17 protein-coding genes are annotated in these 17,390 nt (G+C 63.7%); 11 read left to right on the top strand and 6 right to left on the bottom strand.

Annotated elements, in window-relative coordinates; all coding sequences use genetic code 11:
- The first annotated feature begins 13 nt into the window (after positions 1–13).
- The 4 genes from JJE66_RS31575 (at position 14) to JJE66_RS31590 (ending at position 2,762) form a co-directional block, all read left to right on the top strand.
- Positions 14–751 carry an AAA family ATPase gene (locus tag JJE66_RS31575; RefSeq protein ID WP_246756731.1) on the top strand — a complete coding sequence of 246 codons (738 nt, stop codon included), beginning with the start codon at positions 14–16 and terminating at the stop codon, positions 749–751.
- A complete protein-coding gene (locus JJE66_RS31580) occupies positions 720–1,349 on the top strand; it encodes a phasin family protein (protein ID WP_200519195.1) in 630 nt (209 codons plus the stop codon). The genes JJE66_RS31575 and JJE66_RS31580 overlap by 32 nt, the downstream gene beginning before the upstream one ends.
- 194 nt (positions 1,350–1,543) lie before the next feature.
- The gene (locus JJE66_RS31585) at positions 1,544–1,699 is read left to right on the top strand and encodes a hypothetical protein (RefSeq protein WP_167768006.1); all 156 of its coding nucleotides are present in this window, start codon (positions 1,544–1,546) and stop codon (positions 1,697–1,699) included.
- A 133-nt stretch (positions 1,700–1,832) separates the two neighbouring features.
- Positions 1,833–2,762, top strand: a complete 930-nt coding sequence (locus JJE66_RS31590) for an aspartyl/asparaginyl beta-hydroxylase domain-containing protein (protein ID WP_200519197.1) — start codon at positions 1,833–1,835, stop codon at positions 2,760–2,762.
- A gap of 102 nt (positions 2,763–2,864) precedes the next feature.
- Here JJE66_RS31590 and JJE66_RS31595 read toward each other — a convergent pair whose 3' ends face one another.
- Positions 2,865–3,701 carry a substrate-binding domain-containing protein gene (locus JJE66_RS31595; RefSeq protein WP_200519201.1) on the bottom strand — a complete coding sequence of 279 codons (837 nt, stop codon included), beginning with the start codon at positions 3,699–3,701 and terminating at the stop codon, positions 2,865–2,867.
- A gap of 33 nt (positions 3,702–3,734) precedes the next feature.
- Positions 3,735–4,430: an ABC transporter permease gene (locus JJE66_RS31600; RefSeq protein WP_200519207.1), complete on the bottom strand. Its 696-nt coding sequence runs from the start codon at positions 4,428–4,430 to the stop codon at positions 3,735–3,737.
- A gap of 138 nt (positions 4,431–4,568) precedes the next feature.
- Here JJE66_RS31600 and JJE66_RS31605 point away from each other — a divergent pair, with 138 nt between their 5' ends.
- On the top strand, positions 4,569–5,027 hold the full coding sequence (locus JJE66_RS31605) for a nuclear transport factor 2 family protein (protein WP_200519209.1): 459 nt from the start codon (positions 4,569–4,571) through the stop codon (positions 5,025–5,027).
- Positions 5,028–5,112: 85 nt separating this feature from the next.
- Here the strand turns inward: JJE66_RS31605 and JJE66_RS31610 are convergent, their stop codons facing one another.
- The 3 genes from JJE66_RS31610 to galE form a co-directional block, all read right to left on the bottom strand.
- Positions 5,113–5,814 (bottom strand): fumarylacetoacetate hydrolase family protein, encoded by a 702-nt coding sequence (locus JJE66_RS31610; protein ID WP_200519211.1) that lies wholly within the window; start codon positions 5,812–5,814, stop codon positions 5,113–5,115.
- A gap of 35 nt (positions 5,815–5,849) precedes the next feature.
- Entirely contained in the window at positions 5,850–7,658 is a 1,809-nt protein-coding gene (locus JJE66_RS31615) for an ABC transporter ATP-binding protein (protein ID WP_200519213.1), read from the bottom strand.
- 118 nt (positions 7,659–7,776) lie between these two features.
- Positions 7,777–8,790 carry a UDP-glucose 4-epimerase GalE gene (galE, locus tag JJE66_RS31620; protein ID WP_200519215.1) on the bottom strand — a complete coding sequence of 338 codons (1,014 nt, stop codon included), beginning with the start codon at positions 8,788–8,790 and terminating at the stop codon, positions 7,777–7,779.
- 126 nt (positions 8,791–8,916) lie between these two features.
- Here galE and JJE66_RS31625 point away from each other — a divergent pair, with 126 nt between their 5' ends.
- Positions 8,917–9,954 carry a glycosyltransferase family 4 protein gene (locus JJE66_RS31625; RefSeq protein ID WP_200519218.1) on the top strand — a complete coding sequence of 346 codons (1,038 nt, stop codon included), beginning with the start codon at positions 8,917–8,919 and terminating at the stop codon, positions 9,952–9,954.
- A 242-nt stretch (positions 9,955–10,196) separates the two neighbouring features.
- On the top strand, positions 10,197–10,385 hold the full coding sequence (locus JJE66_RS31630) for a DUF1902 domain-containing protein (RefSeq protein WP_200519220.1): 189 nt from the start codon (positions 10,197–10,199) through the stop codon (positions 10,383–10,385).
- Here the strand turns inward: JJE66_RS31630 and waaF are convergent.
- The gene (gene waaF, locus JJE66_RS31635; RefSeq protein ID WP_200519222.1) at positions 10,375–11,445 is read right to left on the bottom strand and encodes a lipopolysaccharide heptosyltransferase II; all 1,071 of its coding nucleotides are present in this window, start codon (positions 11,443–11,445) and stop codon (positions 10,375–10,377) included. The genes JJE66_RS31630 and waaF overlap by 11 nt on opposite strands.
- Before the next feature lie 157 nt (positions 11,446–11,602).
- On the opposite strand from waaF, the gene rfaD reads away from it, so the two are divergent.
- From rfaD to JJE66_RS31655, 4 genes are all read left to right on the top strand, one after another.
- The gene (rfaD, locus tag JJE66_RS31640) at positions 11,603–12,583 is read left to right on the top strand and encodes an ADP-glyceromanno-heptose 6-epimerase (protein WP_200519224.1); all 981 of its coding nucleotides are present in this window, start codon (positions 11,603–11,605) and stop codon (positions 12,581–12,583) included.
- An 11-nt stretch (positions 12,584–12,594) separates the two neighbouring features.
- Positions 12,595–14,079 (top strand): D-glycero-beta-D-manno-heptose-7-phosphate kinase, encoded by a 1,485-nt coding sequence (rfaE1, locus tag JJE66_RS31645; RefSeq protein ID WP_200519226.1) that lies wholly within the window; start codon positions 12,595–12,597, stop codon positions 14,077–14,079.
- Positions 14,076–15,362: an O-antigen ligase gene (locus JJE66_RS31650; protein ID WP_200519228.1), complete on the top strand. Its 1,287-nt coding sequence runs from the start codon at positions 14,076–14,078 to the stop codon at positions 15,360–15,362. The genes rfaE1 and JJE66_RS31650 overlap by 4 nt, the downstream gene beginning before the upstream one ends.
- A 113-nt stretch (positions 15,363–15,475) precedes the next feature.
- Complete coding sequence (locus JJE66_RS31655; RefSeq protein ID WP_200519230.1) at positions 15,476–17,389, top strand: SDR family NAD(P)-dependent oxidoreductase; 1,914 nt, start codon at positions 15,476–15,478, stop codon at positions 17,387–17,389.
- Position 17,390 lies beyond the last annotated feature (1 nt).

Consider the following 17,390-nt stretch of genomic DNA (forward strand, 5'->3'; position numbering starts at 1 on the left):
ACTTGAAGTAGTATTGTGCGCCGCACTGCGATTTATTTCCGACAATGTGTGGGTTCCACGTCGCAGCCAATTGAGGGGAGCGCAGGATATGTATGTCCTTGCTCTGGTCACGCAAAAAGGTGGAAGCGGCAAGAGCACGCTGGCGACAGGACTCGCAGTGGCCGCGATGGCGCAAGGAGAGCGTGTCGCTCTCGTCGAGGCGGATGCGCAAGGAACGATCGCGAAATGGAAAGAGCGGCGGACGAAGTCCTATCCTCACGTCGATCGCATCGTTGATCCGGCCGATATCGATCCGGTGATATCTCGCCTCGATGCTGACGGGATCTGGCTCGCAATCATCGACACGGCAGCCACGAACAACGCCTTGGCGATGCGTGCCATCGCCAAGGCTGATCTTTGTCTCATCCCGGCACGTCCCAGCCCGGCCGATATCGAGGCAGCAATACCTACGCTGATTGCCATTCGCAGGCTCAACCGCCGTTTTGCCTTCATCCTCAACCAAACTCCCACGCGGGGCGGCCGACTGAGTGAGGCTGCAACGTCGCTGAACTCCCTCGGCGTGCTCGCACTTCCCTTCATCGCGCAGCGCAACGACCACCAGGATGCGCTCGGGGCAGGATTGGGCGTCACCGAGTTCGCCCCGAAGGGAAAAGCCTCGGACGAAATCGTTGCACTCTGGGATTGGATCTCGAAGCACCTCGTCGTGGAGTCGCCTGATCATGCGCAAGCCGCCCTCAAGACAGCCTGCTGAAGTTGCGCGCACCAGGCGTCGTTCACTGGTGGAACTGACGGCGGCGGCCAGCCGCACCATCGACGAAGGCCTGCTGGGAATATCGCCCAGCCCGGTCCCGCTCGCCCGGGACGATGGACCGCAGGTCGAGCAGACAGCAAAGCCACCTGCTCAGACGGGCGTTCCAGCGGCAGTCAACGGGAGTGTCGCGATGCCGTCGTCTGCGCAGGTGGCGCCGCGCTCCGCACAATTCCAAGATTCCAACAGCACCACCACGGATATAGCCGTGGAAATTGCCAAGGACATGCAGGCTTGCGCCCTGGAGGCAATGAAGGCGGGTGTGCACGCTGCATTGGATTACACGAAGGACCTTGCCAGTCCGGAAAGCGACCTCCTCAAGGGACCAGCCGCTGAGTGTCACGCGATCGTACTCGAAATGATGAAAGTGAATGCGGGCGCGACGTTGCAATATACGCGGGAGCTGAGCCGCGCCAAAACGCTCTCGGAACTGGTTGAACTTTCGAGCAGCCATGCGCGCAAGCAGTGCGAGCTGGTCCTGCAGCAAGCCGAATTGCTGAAGTCGTTTGCTCCCGGCACCACAAAACCAGGCGCCAGGTAGTGGTCGCTGAAATGGCAAAGCAAGGCTCGGGACTGGATCAGGGGCGTGTTGGTTGGCACGCCCGGCAATGCGTTGTTTTGCGTATACGGGCCCCGAGGTGAATCGGCCATGCTGCCCGAACGGTTAACGCCGGATTAACCGGTGAGTCCTAGCCTGTCTCGGCCGGGGTTACCCGCAAGGCCGAGGTGAGCCCAATGGAAGCCCAGAAGATCGCGGTCGACGCCGTCGTCGCGCTGACCGATTGCGACCGCGACGCCGTCATTGCCTTTATCCGCCGGCTCTATCTCGCCGGCGTCACCGACCCCAAGCGCCTGACCTTCAAGGGTCTTCAGGCGCTGTCGCGGGTCTGATTCGGTCCGTTTCGGCCTAAGTTCCATCCTCAGCTCTCCCGGTGTGACCGCAACCCAGCGGTGAATATCTTGCCGCTCGGGCCCCGCCGGAGTAGATCACGTCCCCGGCTGGGTTCACTCGGGATTTGGGGAAATGCTGAAGCAGCTTTTTGCACCTCAACTTGTCATTTTGTATGTGCTTGCGGCATCGACGATTTACGTTCACTTCCGCGGCAAGCAGCGGCTGCGCTTTGCGCGCCAGCTCGGCGACCACTCGACCTATCTCGCACCCTACAACGTGCTGATGTATGCGGGCTCGGCCGTGCCGAACAAGCCCGTCATCGCCGTCGAGCAATTTCCCGAGTTGAAGCCGCTGAGCGAGAACTGGGAGATGATCCGCGACGAGGCCGTCCGCCTGTTCGACGAAGGTTTTATCCGCGCCGCGGCGAAGAACAATGATTGGGGCTTCTACTCGTTCTTCAAAAGCGGCTGGAAGCGCTTTTACCTGAAATGGTACGACGACTTCCTGCCGTCGGCGCGCGCGCTGTGTCCGAACACGGTGGAGCTGCTCAACTCGATTCCGAGCGTGCACGGCGCGATGTTCGCGATGCTGCCGCCGGGCGGCAAGCTTGGCGCGCACCGCGATCCCTTCGCCGGTTCGCTGCGCTATCATCTCGGCCTCGTTACGCCGAACTCGAACAAGTGCCGCATCCTGGTCGACGGCGTCGAATGCGTCTGGCGCGACGGCGAGGCCTTCATGTTCGACGAGACCTTCATCCACAGCGCCGAGAACGCGACCGACGTCAATCGCATCATCCTGTTCTGCGACGTCGAACGCCCGATGAAGTTCGGCTTCATGACCGCGATCAACCGCTGGGTCAGCCATCACATCGTCAAGGCGTCGGCGACCCAGAACGTCGACGGCGAGAATGTCGGCATGCTCAACAAGGTGTTCGGCAAGCTCTACGAGATCCATCTCGGCAGCCGCAAGGTCAAGGAGTGGAATCGCAACGTCTACTACACGCTGAAATATTCGCTGACGGCGCTGATCCTCGGCCTGATCGTGCTGTCGGCGTTGAGCTAAATTTGGAGCAGGTGCGTAGGGTGAATTGGCGAAGCGCAATCCACCGCTTTGATGCGTTGGATTTGGCGGATTACGCTTCGCTAATCCGCCCTACGAATCTCTTCAGGCATTTGGGTCGTTCGCGTTTGGATGGAAGAGCTGCTGGCCTTCGATCTTGTAGCCTGCGATCGCATTCTGTCCCTCCGACGAGATAAGCCAATCGATGAATCGTTGGCCCGCCTCTTTCTTCACGGTCGGGTGTTTTGCCGGATTGACCAGCATCACCCCGTATTGGTTGAAAAGCCGCTTGTCGCCTTCGACGAGGATCGCAAGGTCACCGCGCTTCTTGAAAGCCAGCCAAGTGCCACGGTCGGCAAGGACGTAAGCATTGGATGCCGATGCGACGTTGAGTGCAGCTCCCATTCCCTGACCGATCTCCTTGTACCAGCTGCCGCGATCCTTTGCGATGTCGATGCCCGCAGCCTTCCAGAGTGCAAGCTCGGCTATGTGCGTACCGGATCGATCTCCACGGGAGATGAAGGGAACAGCCTTCGTCTGTATGGTCTGTAGCGATGCGACCACGTCGAGGCCTCGAATCCCGGCAGGATCGTCCTTCGGCCCCACAATGACGAAGTCGTTATACATGACCGGATAACGCCTGACGCCAAACCCTTCGGCTAGGAATTTTTCCTCGGCTGATTTGGCATGAACGAACACGACATCGGCATCGCCCCGGCGTGCCGTGTCCAGCGCCTGCCCGGTGCCCTGTGCGAGGACCCTCACTTCGATGCCGGTCTTGTCTCGGAAGATCGGCAGCAGATATTCGAACAATCCCGAGTCTTGCGTTGATGTCGTCGAAGCCACGGTGATGGCTTGATGTTGCGCCGAGACGGGCGCGCACGACAGGGCCAGCCAGATTGCTATTTGAGGACTAATCGAGCTGAACAACCGGCGGATCATGGATGAACTTCCCTGCAAGTATTCGTTGCCGTCTCACCGGCCTAAGGCGCGTCCGAAGACGTGGCTGAGCGTGCTCACGGTCATCGAGAGGACGATAAGGATTATGCCAAGCGCAAGCGCGAAGCTCAACTCACCCTTGCTCGTCTCCAGCGCGATCGCAGTCGTCATTGTTCGGGTGTAGCCTCGTATGTTGCCCCCAACGATGATTATCGCGCCGACCTCCGCGATAGCTCGACCAAACGCAGCAAGAAAGGCGACGATCAGCCCTTCGCGGCCGATGTTCATAAGCGAGGCTGCAGCCCGGACATGCGAGGCTCCGTCAACGAGCAACGCCTCACCATAGGTGGCCCAGAGATCCACCGTCATGCGGTGCACCAGGGCGACCACGATCGGGATGCCGAGTATGGCCTGCGCGATTATCATGGCTGTCGGGGTAAACAAGATCCCGAGAGAACCCAGCGGGCCGGAGCGGGAAAGCAGCAGATAAACTGCGAGACCGACGACTACCGGAGGCAAACCGAGAAGAGCGTTTGCGGCTACAATCAGGGCCTGCTTGCCGGGGAAACGGCAGATAGCCAATGTCAAGCCGAATGGCGAGCCAACAATGAAGGCCAAGCCGCTTGCTGTCAGGCTCACTCCCAGGGATAGGACCACGATATCGCGGAGCTGTGGATCAAAGCGGCTGATCAGCATCGCTGCCAGTTGAAACGCCTGGGTGAAATCATTCATCTCACCTTCCTACGCGATACGGGGAAGAACACCAAAGCCACATAAGTTGGCTCTAGTTCAGTAAGGGCAAGTCTTGCTGGATAGTTCAGCCCATGGCAACAAGATTGCCGCCGTTTAACGGCCGAATATGGAGCAGCAATGGCCTCCTTGCCGATCGCGAACATCGAGATGGCGCAGTTCTTCCGCCGGTGGTTGGAAACCTTCGCGGGCTATGTCCGCGAGGTCGACTATGCCTCGGCGCGGCCGCTCTTTCACCCGGACGTGCTGGCCTTCGGCACCCACAACGACGTCATCCCGGGTCTGGACCGGTGGGTCACGATGCAATGGGACAATGTCTGGCCGAAGACGACCGACTTCCGCTTCGTCCTCGACCAGACCTCGGTCTTGGCGTCACCGGATGGCGCGATGGCGACCGTGATCGCGCCGTGGACGAGCACGGGCTATCATCCCGATGGCAATTCGTTTCCGCGGCCGGGCCGGGCAACGATGGTGTTTTCAAGAGGTGGTGATGGTTGGCTGTGTGTGCATTCGCACATGTCGCTCAATCGCGGTGTGCCGCAGACGAGCCATGCCAATCGGCCGGTGAAGGCCTGGTAGGGGCGATCGGAATCAAAAAGGCCCCGGACGATGTCCGGAGCCTTTTGATTTCGGGGTGTTGCGTGATTTCGAGGTATTGCGCAGCCTATTCCGGCTGGCCGATCGAGACCTTCAGCGTGCCGACGCCGTCGATGCCGCATTCGAGCTTGTCGCCGGGCTGAAGTTGCGACACGCCGGCCGGCGTGCCCGTCATGATGATATCGCCGGCGGCGAGCTTCACCTGCTGCGAGAGCTGCCAGATGATTTCCGGCACGTTCCAGATCAGCTCGGTGAGGTCGCCCTTCTGGGCTTCCTTGCCGTTGACCGTGAGCCAGATCTTGCCCTTGGAGGGATGGCCGATCTTCGAGGCCGGCTGCACCGCGGAGCAGGGCGCGGAGCCGTCGAACGACTTCCCGACTTCCCACGGACGCTCTTTCTTGCGCGAGGCGATCTGGAGGTCGCGGCGGGTCAGGTCGATGCCGACGGCGTAGCCGTAGACATGGTCGAGCGCCTTGTCGGCGGGAATGTTCAGCCCGCCGCTCTTCATCGCGACCACTAGCTCGACCTCGTGATGCAGATCCTTGGTCAGCGGCGGATAGGGAATGGTGGCGCCATCGGGCACCAGCATGTCGGCATGCTTGGCGAAGAAGAACGGCGGCGCGCGCTCGTCATTGCCCATCTCGCGGATGTGCTCGAGATAGTTGCGGCCGACGCACCAGATGCGGCGCACCGGATAACGGCCGGCCTCACCGGCGACGGGAAGCGAAGCCTGGGGCGGAAGCGGGATGACGTAGGAGGCGGCGTTCATGAAGCGGTCTCGCTGCTCTTGGGGTGGAACGGACTTTATGCGGTTGCGCTGATCGGCGCCAGCGCCAAGGCGCCGATGTCGTGGTGCTGAAGACGGAAGAACGAGGCGTAGCGGCCGGAGCGGCGCAGCAATTCGTCGTGGCGGCCCTGCTCGACGATCTCGCCGCCCTCGACCACCAGGATCGCGTCGGCATGCATGATGGTGTGCAGACGGTGTGCGATCACGATGGTGGTGCGGTTCCGGCAGAGATGCTCGATCGCTTCTTGCACCTGCCGCTCGGACTCCGAGTCGAGCGCAGCGGTGGCTTCATCGAGCAGGATGATCGGCGCGTTCTTGATCAGCGCGCGGGCGACCGCGATGCGCTGGCGCTGGCCGCCCGAGAGCTGCGTGCCGTGTTCGCCGACCGGCGTGTCGTAGCCGAGCGGGAAGCTCATGATGAAGTCGTGGGCGCAGGCGGCTTTCGCAGCCTCGATGATGTCGTTCTCGCTCGCGCCCGGTTTGCCGAAGGCGATGTTGTTGCGGATGGTGTCGCGGAACAGATAGACGTCCTGCCCGACATAGGCGGTCTGTGCGCGTAGCGACTTTCGCGCGATCGCGCCGATCGACTGGCCATCGATCACGATGTCGCCTTGTGTCACCTCGTAGAAGCGCAGCAGCAGCGCCAGCACCGTCGATTTGCCGCCGCCGGAGGGGCCGACCAGCGCAGTGACCTTGCCGGGCTCGGCGACAAAACTCATGCGGTCGAGGACGGTCTCGCCGGCGCGATAGGAGAAGCTGACGTCGCGCATCTCGATCTTCGCCTCGGACAGCTTCAGCGCCGGCTTGTCGTCGTCGGAATGCTCGCTGGCGGGACTGTCGACGACCTCGAGCAGCATGCGCGCGCCGACGAGCTGGCTGTTGAGGTCGATGTTGAGCCGCGCCAGCCGCTTGGCCGGCTCGGTCGCCATCAGGAAGGCGGTCATGAACGAGAAGAACGCGCCGGGCGTGGCGTTGAGCGCCACCACGCTGTAGCCGCCATAGAGCAAACAGCCGGCGACCGCGAAGCCACCGAGCATTTCCATCAGCGGATTGGAGCGGTTGGCGACGCGGGCCATCTTGTTGGCGTTGCGTTCGACGACCGCGATGTTCTCATCGATGCGCTTCTGCATCGTCTCTTCGAGCGTGAATGCCTTCACCGTGCGGATGCCCTGGAGCGATTCCTGCATCGTCTCCATGATGTCGGCGGTGCCGGTGAACTGGTTGAAGGCGAGACCCTTGATGCGCTTGACCAGCTTGCGCAGCACCAGCATCGCCGGCGGCACCGCGACGAGGCCGATGAGCGACATCAGCGGATCCTGCCACACCATCACGCCGATCATGGCGAGCAGCATCATGAGGTCGCGCCCGACGGCGTTGACCAGCATGGTGAGGACGTCGGTGATGGATTTCGCACCGGCCGTCAGCCGCGCCAGGAATTCGGACGAATGCCGCTCGGAGAAGAAGCCGACGCTCTCGCGCATCAGCTTGGCGAACAGCTGGCGCTGGTTGGTGGCGAGGATCGCGTTACTGATCTTGGTCAGGATCACCATGTGGCCGTAGGTCGCCACGCCCTTGATGAAGAGCAGGATCACGGTAATGCCCGAGAACATCGCGATGCCCGGGATGTTCTTGTCGACATAGGCCTGGTTGATGACCTGGCCGAGCACGTAGGTCGCGCCCGCGGTCGATCCGGCGGCAAGCGCCATCAGCGCGAAGGCAACGAGGTAGCGCCGCCAATAGATGACGCTCTGTTCCATGACCAGGCGGCGAATGAGGACCATCGCCGCATAGGGATCGTCGGTGATTTTCTTTGGAAACTGGGCCATCCGTAGTCCATTGACGGCGCAGGGAAAGGTCTGCGCGCGCGTCAGGGATCGAATGGTCTCTGTGCCCGCTCAAGCGAGGTTTTTCAAGCCCAATTAAGGGCTTGCGCTTGGATGGAATCTAGGCCGAGGCGGCGTGGCGCAGTTCGCCATGGCGGTCGCGGAACAGCTTGTCCTCCCAGGCCAGAGCGTGGGCTGCGATGGTCTCGAGGTCCTCGTATTGCGGCCTCCAGTCGAGCAGGCCGCGGATCCGGCTGGTGTCGGCGACCATGGTCATGATGTCGCCGGGCCGGCGCGGGGCATACTGGACGGCGAAGCTGCGCCCCGAAACCCGGCGCACGGCATCGATGGTCTCGAGCACCGAATAGCCGCGGCCATAGCCGCAATTCAGCGTCGTCGAGGCGCCGCCATTGCGCAAATAGGCGAGCGCGGAGCGATGGGCCTGCGACAGGTCCGTGACGTGGATGAAATCGCGGATGCAGCTGCCGTCCTGGGTCGGATAGTCGGTGCCGAACACATCGATCTTGGCGCGCTGGCCGGTCGCGGCCTCGACCGCGATCTTGAGCAGATGCGTGGCGCCGACGGTGGCTAGGCCAATGCGGGCCTGCGGATCGGCTCCGGCGACGTTGAAGTAGCGCAAGGTCACGTATTGCATGCCGTAGGCGGCGGCGACGTCGTGCAGCATGATCTCGGTCATCAGCTTCGACGAGCCGTAGGGCGACAGCGGCCGCGTCGGTGCGTGCTCGGGCACCGGCACCAGGTCCGGATTGCCGTAGACGGCCGCGGTCGAGGAGAAGATGAAACGGTTGATGCTGCGCTTGACCGCGACGTTGAGCAGATTGCGCGCGGTCATGAAGTTGTTGCGGTAGTAGCCGAGCGGATCGCGCATCGACTCCGGCACGACCACCGAGCCCGCGAAATGGATGATGCTCTCGATGTCGTGCTGGGCGATCACGCCTTCGAGCAAATTCTCGTCGCCGGCATCGCCGATGAACAGCGGCACGCCTTCCGGCAAGTAAGCGGAGAAACCGGTCGAGAGATCGTCAATCACGACCACGTCCTCGCCGGCTTCCGCCAGCGCAAGGACCGTGTGACTTCCGATATAGCCGGCGCCGCCGGTGACTAGCACAGTCATGATCTCACCCGTCTTCGATCAACGCGCCAAGTTAACGTTTGCGCGGTGAAGAGGGGGTTTCGGGCGCCCTGAACTGGTCACTATGCTTAATGTTGCGTATAGGGGACGCACCAGACGGAGCATGACGTGACGAATTCCCCGGGCGATCTGCAAGTGATCGTGCCAAATCTGCACAGGCGCTATTCCGGGGTCACCGCGACCAACCGGATGGTGGCGCCGCGGCTGGCGAAACTCTATCGCGCCGCATGGTTCGGCTCGAACGCGCCGGAGGGGATAGCGCTGTTGAGCAGCGCCGATCTGCTGAAGCTGTGGCGCCGCAGGACGCCCTTGATCTGGCACGCGCGCCGCAACAACGAGATGATCGCAGGCGTCGTGTTGCGCGCGCTCGGCTGGCCGCTCAAGCTAGTGTTCACCTCGGCGGCGCAGCGGCATCACAGCTGGATCACGCGCTGGCTGATCCGGCAGATGGACGCGATCATCGCGACCTCCGACATCTCGGCCTCGTTCCTCAAAGTGAAGGCCACCGTGATCCCGCACGGCGCCGACACCGATGTCTATGCGCCGCCGATCGATCGCGCCGCGGCCTTCGCGGAAAGCGGCTTGCCGGGCCGTTATGCCATCGGCTGCTTCGGCCGCGTGCGCGCGCAGAAGGGCACGGATGTGTTCGTCGATGCGATGTGCCGGCTGCTGCCGCGCTATCCGGATTTCACTGCAGTCATCGTCGGCCAGATCACCGCTGAGCAAACTGCTTTTGCGAGCGATCTCAAGAAGCGCATCGAGGCCGCCGGCCTACAATCGCGTATCGTCATCACCGGCGAGCTGCCGATCGAGCAGGTGCAGCGCTGGTATCAGCGGCTGACGATCTACGCCTTCACCTCGCGCAACGAAGGCTTTGGCTTGACGCTGATCGAGGCGATGGCGGCCGGCAGTGCGCTCGTCGCCGCGCGCGCCGGTGCGGCCGAACTCGTGGTCGAGGATGGCGTGAGCGGCGTGCTGATTCCGACCGGGGAGGCGGAGGCGCTAGCGGCCGCGCTCGAGCCGCTGATGCGCGATGTGGCTGCCGCGACTGCGATGGGCGAGCGCGGGCGGGCGCGGGTGCTCCAGCAGTTCAGTCTTGACGCCGAAGCGGCGCGGATCGGCGACGTCTATCGGTCGCTGCTCTGAACCGCCGCTTTGCGGGGTCGCGAACAAAACAGCGAAAACAACCCCATGCACAGTAGGCCGGTACCAGCGGAATCAACGGCTTGGATGTCTAAGGCGATCTTCTGCGGATTTTGCGAAATCTAGTTGACGCGTCGGGCAAAACACGCCTAGAGTTTCATCGTTGCGACATCCGGCCCGGGCGGTTGTCGTACCTGGTGATGACTGCTTGATGGACAGAAGCTGCCTCAGGTGGAGCGCCGAAAATGGGCCATCTCATTCTCGTTCAAGCGATTTGGGATACCGAAGCGGCTGTGTGGACTGCCGAGAGTTCTGACCTTCCGGGACTTGTCACGGAAGCTGAGAGCCTTGATGAACTCGATGCCAAGTTGTCAGACCGCATTCTCGATCTGTTGGAAAATGACGACGCCACCGAAGGACGCGCTACGTCGTAGCCCGCGCGCCCTTCTCCCCCAGCACCCTCTCCGCAATCCCCACCACCTCCGCCGCCGCAATATCCCGCATGCAGCGGTGATCGTTCATCTTGCAGATCGTGCTCTGGCAAGGCTGGCACGACAGCACGCTCTTGTTCTGCACCACGGTCGCGGCGAGGCCGTTGAGGGGGGCCCAGAGATAGGGGCTGGTCGGGCCGAAGATGCCCATGGTGGGCGTGCCGAGCGCAGCCGCGATGTGCATCAGGCCGGAATCGTTGGAGATGGCGACGCCGGCCGCCGCCATGGCCAGGACGCCGTTGCGCAGATCGTTGCCGGTGAGGTCGCGCACCCCGGGACCACCGACGGCGACGATCTCCTGAGCAAGACCCTTTTCCGCGGGGCCGCCGACCACCCAGACCTCGAGCCCGCGCTCGGCCAGCAAGCGGGCGGCCTCGGGATAGGAGGTCCAGCGCTTTGACACCCCGACCGAGCCGGGGGCGAGCGCCACGGCTGCCGCGGCGCTGAGGCCATTGGCCTGGCGCCAGCGGTCGATGTCCTCGGCCGGCACCCGCAATTGCGGCACCGGCCATTCCGGAGGCAGGGGCGCGCCGTCGCGCTGGGCCAACGCGGCATTCTTGTCGATGAAGCGGGGCAGTTGCTTCTCACCCCAGCGCCAGCGGTTGAGCAGGCCAAACCGGAATTCGCCGACGAAGCCGACCCGCTCGGGGATGCCGGCCAGCGCGGGCGCAATGGCCGCCTTCCAGGTCCGCGGCAACACCAGGGCGGTGCCGTAGTTCCGCTCGCGCAGGAGCTTCGCCAGGCCGAGCTGGCGGGCGACGGCGAGGCGGCTGCGGGGCAGGTCCCAGACGAGCCCGGCGCGCACGCCGGGCATGTAATCGACCAGCGGAGCGCAGAGGGACGTGGTCAGGAGATCGACCGGCCGATTCGGCCATCGCTCCTTCAGAACCCGGACAACGGTGTGATTCCGGACGAAATCGCCGATCCACATATAGGGAACGATCAGGATCGGGCGCGTGTCACTCCGGTCTGCACTTCCGCTAAGTTGCGAATCAATGTTCATTCGTTGATGGACCGAAGGTTCTGATGTGGCGGTTCGGTTAGCCGCTTCGAGCCGGCAGGTAAAGCCGGGGAGAGAGCCGGCCCCAAAATGCTTACACTTTGGCAGATGATGCGCTACGGCAGGTATCGGGCCGCAAAAATCGGGCAGGATGGTTGGAATGTTGCTGGTGACCGGCGGAGCCGGTTTTATCGGATCGAATGTCGTGGCTGCGCTGAACGACGCCGGCCATGGCGACGTCGTGGTCTGCGACCGCCTCGGCAGCGAGGGCAAGTGGCGCAATCTCGCCAAGCGCCAGCTTGTGGATATCGTTCCCCCGGCCGAGCTGCCTGACTGGCTGAGCGGCCGCAAGCTCGACGCCGTGATCCATCTCGGGGCGATTTCCGAGACCACCGCGACCGACGGCGATCTCGTGATCGAGACCAATTTCCGCTTCTCGATGCGCCTGCTCGACTGGTGCACGGCGAATGCGGTGCCATTGATCTACGCCTCCTCGGCAGCGACCTATGGTGACGGCGCGGATGGTTTTGAGGACGACGCCTCGCTGCCGGCGCTGAAGAAGCTGCGGCCGATGAATCTGTACGGCTGGAGCAAGCAGCTGTTCGATCTCGCGGTGGCCGAGCGCGTCGCGAACGGCGATCGGCTGCCGCCGCAATGGGCGGGCCTGAAATTCTTCAACGTGTTCGGCCCGAACGAATACCACAAGGGCGCGATGATGAGCGTGCTGGCGCGCCGCTTCGACGACGTCAAAGCGGGGCGCGTCGTGCAACTGTTCAAGTCGCATCGCGAGGGCATCGCCGACGGCGACCAGCGCCGCGATTTCATCTATGTCGACGACGTCGTGCGCGTCATCATGTGGCTGCTGGCGACCCCCTCGGTGTCGGGGCTGTTCAATGTCGGCACCGGCAAGGCGCGTAGCTTCCGGGAGTTGATGTTGGCTGCCTATGCCGCGCTCGATGCCAAACCCAACATCGAATACATCGACATGCCCGAGAGCATCCGCAACAGCTATCAATATTTCACGGAGAGCAAGGTCGATCGTCTCCACCGCGCCGGCTATAATGGCGGCTTCACGACGCTCGAGGATGCGGTGAAGACCTATGTCGGCGATTATCTCGACCGGCCCGACCGCTTCCGCTGAGGCCTTTGATCATGCCGACGCCCATTCTCGATTTCGATGCCCTCGCGCAAGCCATCTCCGGCCGCACCGTGCTCTGCATCGGCGACATCATGCTGGACGAGTTCGTCTATGGCGAGGTGTCGCGGATTTCGCCGGAAGCGCCGACACCGGTGATCGTTGCCCAGCGCAGCGAGATCCATATCGGCGGCGCCGGCAACGTCGCGCGCAATATCGCCTCCCTCGGCGCGCGCTGCGTCTTCGTCGGCCTCGTCGGCGAAGATGACGCGGGTAAGCGGCTCGTCGCCGCGCTGGCGGATCATGCCGGCATCGAGAGCGCGCTAGTGTGCGATCCGTCGCGGCCGACGACGCGAAAGGTCCGCTTCGTCTCCGAGCATTTTTCCACCCACATGCTGCGGGCGGATTGGGAGCAGGCGGCACCTGCCTCCGATGCTATCGAGACGAAGTTGATCGAGGCGATCGTGCCCCAAATCGCGCGCGCCGATATCGTGCTGCTCTCGGACTACGCCAAGGGCGTGCTGACGGCACGCGTGATCCGCCACACCATCGATGCCGCCCGAAAGCTCGGCAAGCCCGTGATCGTCGATCCCAAGAGCCTGAACTGGGCGATCTATCGCGGCGCCACGCTGCTTACGCCCAACCGCAAGGAATTCTCGGAAGCCACGCGCAGCCGCGCCGATGCGATTCAGAGCATCGTCGATGCCAGCGAGGACGTGATGCGGCTCGCCGATTGCGAGGCGATCCTGGTGACCCAGGGCGAACACGGCATGACGCTGGTTCCGCGCAATGGCGACGCCGTTCATGTTCCGGCTTTCCCGGTGAAGGTGCGCGACGTCTCCGGCGCCGGCGACACCGTCGCTGCGGCGCTCGCTGTGTCGCTTGCCGCAGGCGCGGATTGGGACACGGCCTTGCGCATGGCCAACGCAGCGGCCGCCGTCGCCGTCGGCAAGCAGGGCACCGCCAGCGTGAGCGCTGCCGAGCTGCGGCGAAAGATCCTGCCGCATGCCACTCTCGCGGCCGAGGAGAAGGTCGTGACCGCGCCTGATACGCTCGAGGCCCAGCTCGCCGAATGGAAGGGCCAGGGGCTGCGCGTCGGCTTCACCAATGGCTGCTTCGACATCCTGCATCCCGGCCACGTCAAGGTGCTGACCGCGGCTCGCGCCGCCTGCGACCGCCTGATCGTCGGGTTGAACAGCGACGCCTCGGTGCGCAGGCTGAAGGGCGCGGATCGCCCGGTCCAGGACGAGCGGGCGCGTGCGGAAGTGCTGGCCGCGCTCGAAGCCGTCGACCTCGTCGTCATCTTCGATGAGGACACGCCGATCGACTTGATCACGCGCGTCACACCGAGCGTGCTGGTCAAGGGCGGCGACTATACCCGCGAGCAGGTGGTCGGCCACGAGGTGGTCGAGGCCGCCGGCGGAACGGTCGTGCTGGTCGACATCCTCAAGGGTTTCAGCACGACGGCCCTGGTCCATCGCGCGCGCCGAGGGACCAAGTGACGGCACTTGCGAGGGAGACGACCGCCGAGATGCTGTGGCGGCGTTTCCGCAGCCCGGCGGCCTGGAGCGAGACGGCCGATCTGTTCGCGATCCTTACGGTGGCCTCGCTGCCCTGGTCGACCTCGCTCGCGGCGATCTTCAATGTCGCGTTTCTGCTCTGCATGGTGCCGTTCCTCGACCTGAGGGCATTCCTGCAATCGCTGACGCGCCCGATCTGCGCGGCGCCGATCGCGCTGGTCCTGCTCGCGCTGGTGGGAACGCTGTGGTCGGATGCGGCCTGGGGCGTGCGCCTCTATGCGGTCAATCCGACGGTCAAGCTGCTCGTGCTGCCCGTGCTGCTCTATCATTTCGAGCGCTCGCCGCGCGGGCGCTGGATCTTCGTCGCCTTCCTGGTGTCCTGCGCGCTGCTTTCGGTGATGTCCTGGCTGGTCGCCTTCTATCCCAATTTGACGCTCAAGCCCGACCAGCTCGAGCACGGCATCTTCGTCAAGAACTACATCGACCAGAGCCAGGAATTCGCGCTCTGCGCGGTCGCGCTGGCTTACCCGATCGTGCTGCTGCTGCGCGAGAAGCGCTATTGGCTCGCCGGATTGCTGATGGTGCTGGCGTTGAGCTTCTTCGTCAACATGGCCTTCGTGGTGGTGTCGCGCACCGCGCTCGTCACCGTTCCGATCATGTTCGGCGTGTTCGCGCTGCTTCATTTGAGATGGCGCAGCATCGCGATCATCTCGGCTGCCCTGATCGCCGCTGCCGCGATCGCCTGGCAGGCCTCGCCGCAATTGCGCAAGACCGCCGACAGTTTTGTCAGCGACTACACCCGCTACAAGGAGAAGGGCGAGCCGACCTCGCTCGGCCTGCGGCTCGAGTTCTGGCGAAAATCCCTCGGCTTCTTCGCGGAGGCGCCGATCAAGGGGCATGGCACCGGCTCAACGCGCGGCCTGTTCGAGCAGGTCGCCACCCCCAGCGGCCTCTACCAGGCCTCCGCGGAGGTGATCGGCAATCCGCATAACCAGACGCTGAACGTCGCCGTGCAATGGGGTGTCATCGGCGTCGTGGTTCTCTATGCGGTCTGGATCCTGCATCTCCTGCTGTTTCGTGGCGACGGACTGGCCTATTGGATCGGCCTGATGGTCGTGGTGCAGAACGTCTTCACCTCGCTGTTCAACTCCCATCTGTTCGATTTCCACGAGGGCTGGATGTACGTCATCGGCGTCGGCGTCGCCGGCGGCATGGTGATCCGGGCACGGCGGGAGGGCGCGAAGGTGCGGGAAGCCGGTTCCTGAGCGGCCGCGGGGCCGGCAAGGCCTGACTGGCAACCGTTGACTGGCAAGTCTTGCCGAGATGGGCTATCAGCGCGGTCAGGTTGCACCTCCAAGGGAAATTCATCGGTCGGCGGATGACGCGTCTTTCGCATCTCACTTTGCGCAATTTTCTGATCGCGCTTCATGACCTGCTGGCGACCACGGCGGCGCTGTTCGCGGCCTTCTATCTGCGCTTCGAGGGCGGCGACTATTTCTACGACCGCTTGCCGCTGCTGTTCGAGATCCTGCCGTATTTTCTCGCCTTCAGCGTGGTGGTGTTCTTCGTCTTCAACCTGACCACGACGAAATGGCGTTTCATCTCGCTGCCGGACGCGATGAACATCATCCGCGTCGCGAGCGTGCTCACGGTTGCGCTGCTGGCGCTCGACTACATCTTCGTCGCTCCCAACGTCCGCGGCACCTTCTTCCTCGGCAAGGTGACGATCGTCCTCTACTGGTTCCTCGAGATCTTCTTTCTCAGCGCCTTGCGCATGGCTTACCGCTACTTCCGCTACACGCGGGTGCGGCGCCATGCCCGCTCCGAAGATGCCGCGCCGACGCTGCTGGTCGGCCGCGCCGCGGATGCCGAGGTGCTTCTGCGCGGTATCGAGAGCGGGGCGATCAAGCGGATCTGGCCGGTCGGCGTCTTGTCGCCGTCGAGCTCCGATCGCGGCCAGTTCATCCGCAACGTGCCGGTGCTGGGCAACATCGACGATATCGAGGACGTCGTCGCCGACTTCGCCAAACGCGAGAAGCCGATCGCGCGCGTCGTCATGACGCCGTCGGCGTTCGAGCCGGAGGCCCATCCGGAATCGATCCTGATGCGGGCGCGCAAGCTGGGGGTGATCGTCAATCGCATGCCCTCGCTCGAGAGCGGCGACACGCCCCGGCTGACCGCCGTCGCGGTCGAGGATCTGCTGCTGCGGCCGAGCGAAAAGATCGATTATGCGCGGCTGGAGGCGCTGATCCGGGGCAAGGCGGTGATCGTCACCGGCGGCGGCGGTTCGATCGGCTCGGAGATCTGCGAGCGTATCGTTGCCTTCGGCGCCGCGCGCCTGCTGGTCCTGGAGAATTCCGAGCCGGCGCTCTACGCGGTCACCGAGGCGCTCGCCGCGCACGGCACGGGCGCTGCGATCGAGGGGCGGATCGCCGACATCCGCGACCGCGAGCGCGTCATGCGGCTGATGGCCGAGTTCAAGCCGGACATCGTGTTTCACGCGGCCGCCCTCAAGCACGTGCCGATCCTCGAGCGCGACTGGAGCGAGGGCGTCAAAACCAACATCTTCGGCTCGATCAACGTCGCCGACGCGGCGCTTGCCGCCGGCGCCGAAGCCATGGTGATGATCTCGACCGACAAGGCGATCGAGCCGGTGTCGATGCTCGGCCTGACCAAGCGGTTCGCCGAAATGTACTGCCAGGCGCTCGACCATGACCTCGCGGCAGGCAGCGGCGGCGCCAAGCCGCCGATGCGGCTGATCTCGGTCCGGTTCGGCAATGTGCTGGCCTCGAACGGCTCGGTGGTGCCGAAATTCAAGGCCCAGATCGAGGCCGGTGGCCCGGTGACGGTGACGCATCCCGACATGGTCCGCTACTTCATGACCATCCGCGAGGCCTGCGACCTCGTGATCACGGCGGCGACCCACGCCCTCGGCACGACGCGCAACGACGTCTCGGTCTACGTGCTCAACATGGGCCAGCCGGTGAAGATCGTCGATCTGGCCGAACGCATGATCCGTCTCTCCGGCCTGCAACCCGGCTACGACATCGAGATCGTGTTCACGGGGATGCGGCCGGGCGAGCGCCTGCACGAGATCCTGTTCGCCTCGGAAGAGCCGACCCGCGAGATCGGTGTCGCCGGCATCATGGCCGCGCAGCCGAACGAGCCGCCGATGCAGACGCTGCGCAAATGGATCACGGCGCTCGATCAGGCGATCGCACGCGACGACCGGGCGACCATCAGGACCATCCTGAAGGATGCGGTTCCTGAATTCGGGTCGACCGCGGCCTGAC

The sequence above is a fragment of the Bradyrhizobium diazoefficiens genome (assembly GCF_016612535.1).
GTDB lineage: Bacteria > Pseudomonadota > Alphaproteobacteria > Rhizobiales > Xanthobacteraceae > Bradyrhizobium > Bradyrhizobium diazoefficiens_C.

Excerpts from the sequence above, each read along its gene's own strand:
- JJE66_RS31585 (WP_167768006.1), top strand. The coding sequence starts at position 1,544 with ATGGAAGCCCAGAAGATCGCGGTCGACGCCGTCGTCGCGCTGACCGAT.
- waaF (WP_200519222.1), bottom strand. The coding sequence starts at position 11,445 with ATGAACATTGATTCGCAACTTAGCGGAAGTGCAGACCGGAGTGACACG.
- JJE66_RS31655 (WP_200519230.1), top strand. The coding sequence starts at position 15,476 with ATGACGCGTCTTTCGCATCTCACTTTGCGCAATTTTCTGATCGCGCTT.
- JJE66_RS31590 (WP_200519197.1), top strand. The coding sequence starts at position 1,833 with ATGCTGAAGCAGCTTTTTGCACCTCAACTTGTCATTTTGTATGTGCTT.
- JJE66_RS31610 (WP_200519211.1), bottom strand. The coding sequence starts at position 5,814 with ATGAACGCCGCCTCCTACGTCATCCCGCTTCCGCCCCAGGCTTCGCTT.
- JJE66_RS31615 (WP_200519213.1), bottom strand. The coding sequence starts at position 7,658 with ATGGCCCAGTTTCCAAAGAAAATCACCGACGATCCCTATGCGGCGATG.
- JJE66_RS31630 (WP_200519220.1), top strand. The coding sequence starts at position 10,197 with ATGGGCCATCTCATTCTCGTTCAAGCGATTTGGGATACCGAAGCGGCT.
- JJE66_RS31580 (WP_200519195.1), top strand. The coding sequence starts at position 720 with ATGCGCAAGCCGCCCTCAAGACAGCCTGCTGAAGTTGCGCGCACCAGG.
- JJE66_RS31600 (WP_200519207.1), bottom strand. The coding sequence starts at position 4,430 with ATGAATGATTTCACCCAGGCGTTTCAACTGGCAGCGATGCTGATCAGC.
- JJE66_RS31595 (WP_200519201.1), bottom strand. The coding sequence starts at position 3,701 with ATGATCCGCCGGTTGTTCAGCTCGATTAGTCCTCAAATAGCAATCTGG.
- JJE66_RS31605 (WP_200519209.1), top strand. The coding sequence starts at position 4,569 with ATGGCCTCCTTGCCGATCGCGAACATCGAGATGGCGCAGTTCTTCCGC.
- rfaE1 (WP_200519226.1), top strand. The coding sequence starts at position 12,595 with ATGCCGACGCCCATTCTCGATTTCGATGCCCTCGCGCAAGCCATCTCC.
- galE (WP_200519215.1), bottom strand. The coding sequence starts at position 8,790 with ATGACTGTGCTAGTCACCGGCGGCGCCGGCTATATCGGAAGTCACACG.
- rfaD (WP_200519224.1), top strand. The coding sequence starts at position 11,603 with ATGTTGCTGGTGACCGGCGGAGCCGGTTTTATCGGATCGAATGTCGTG.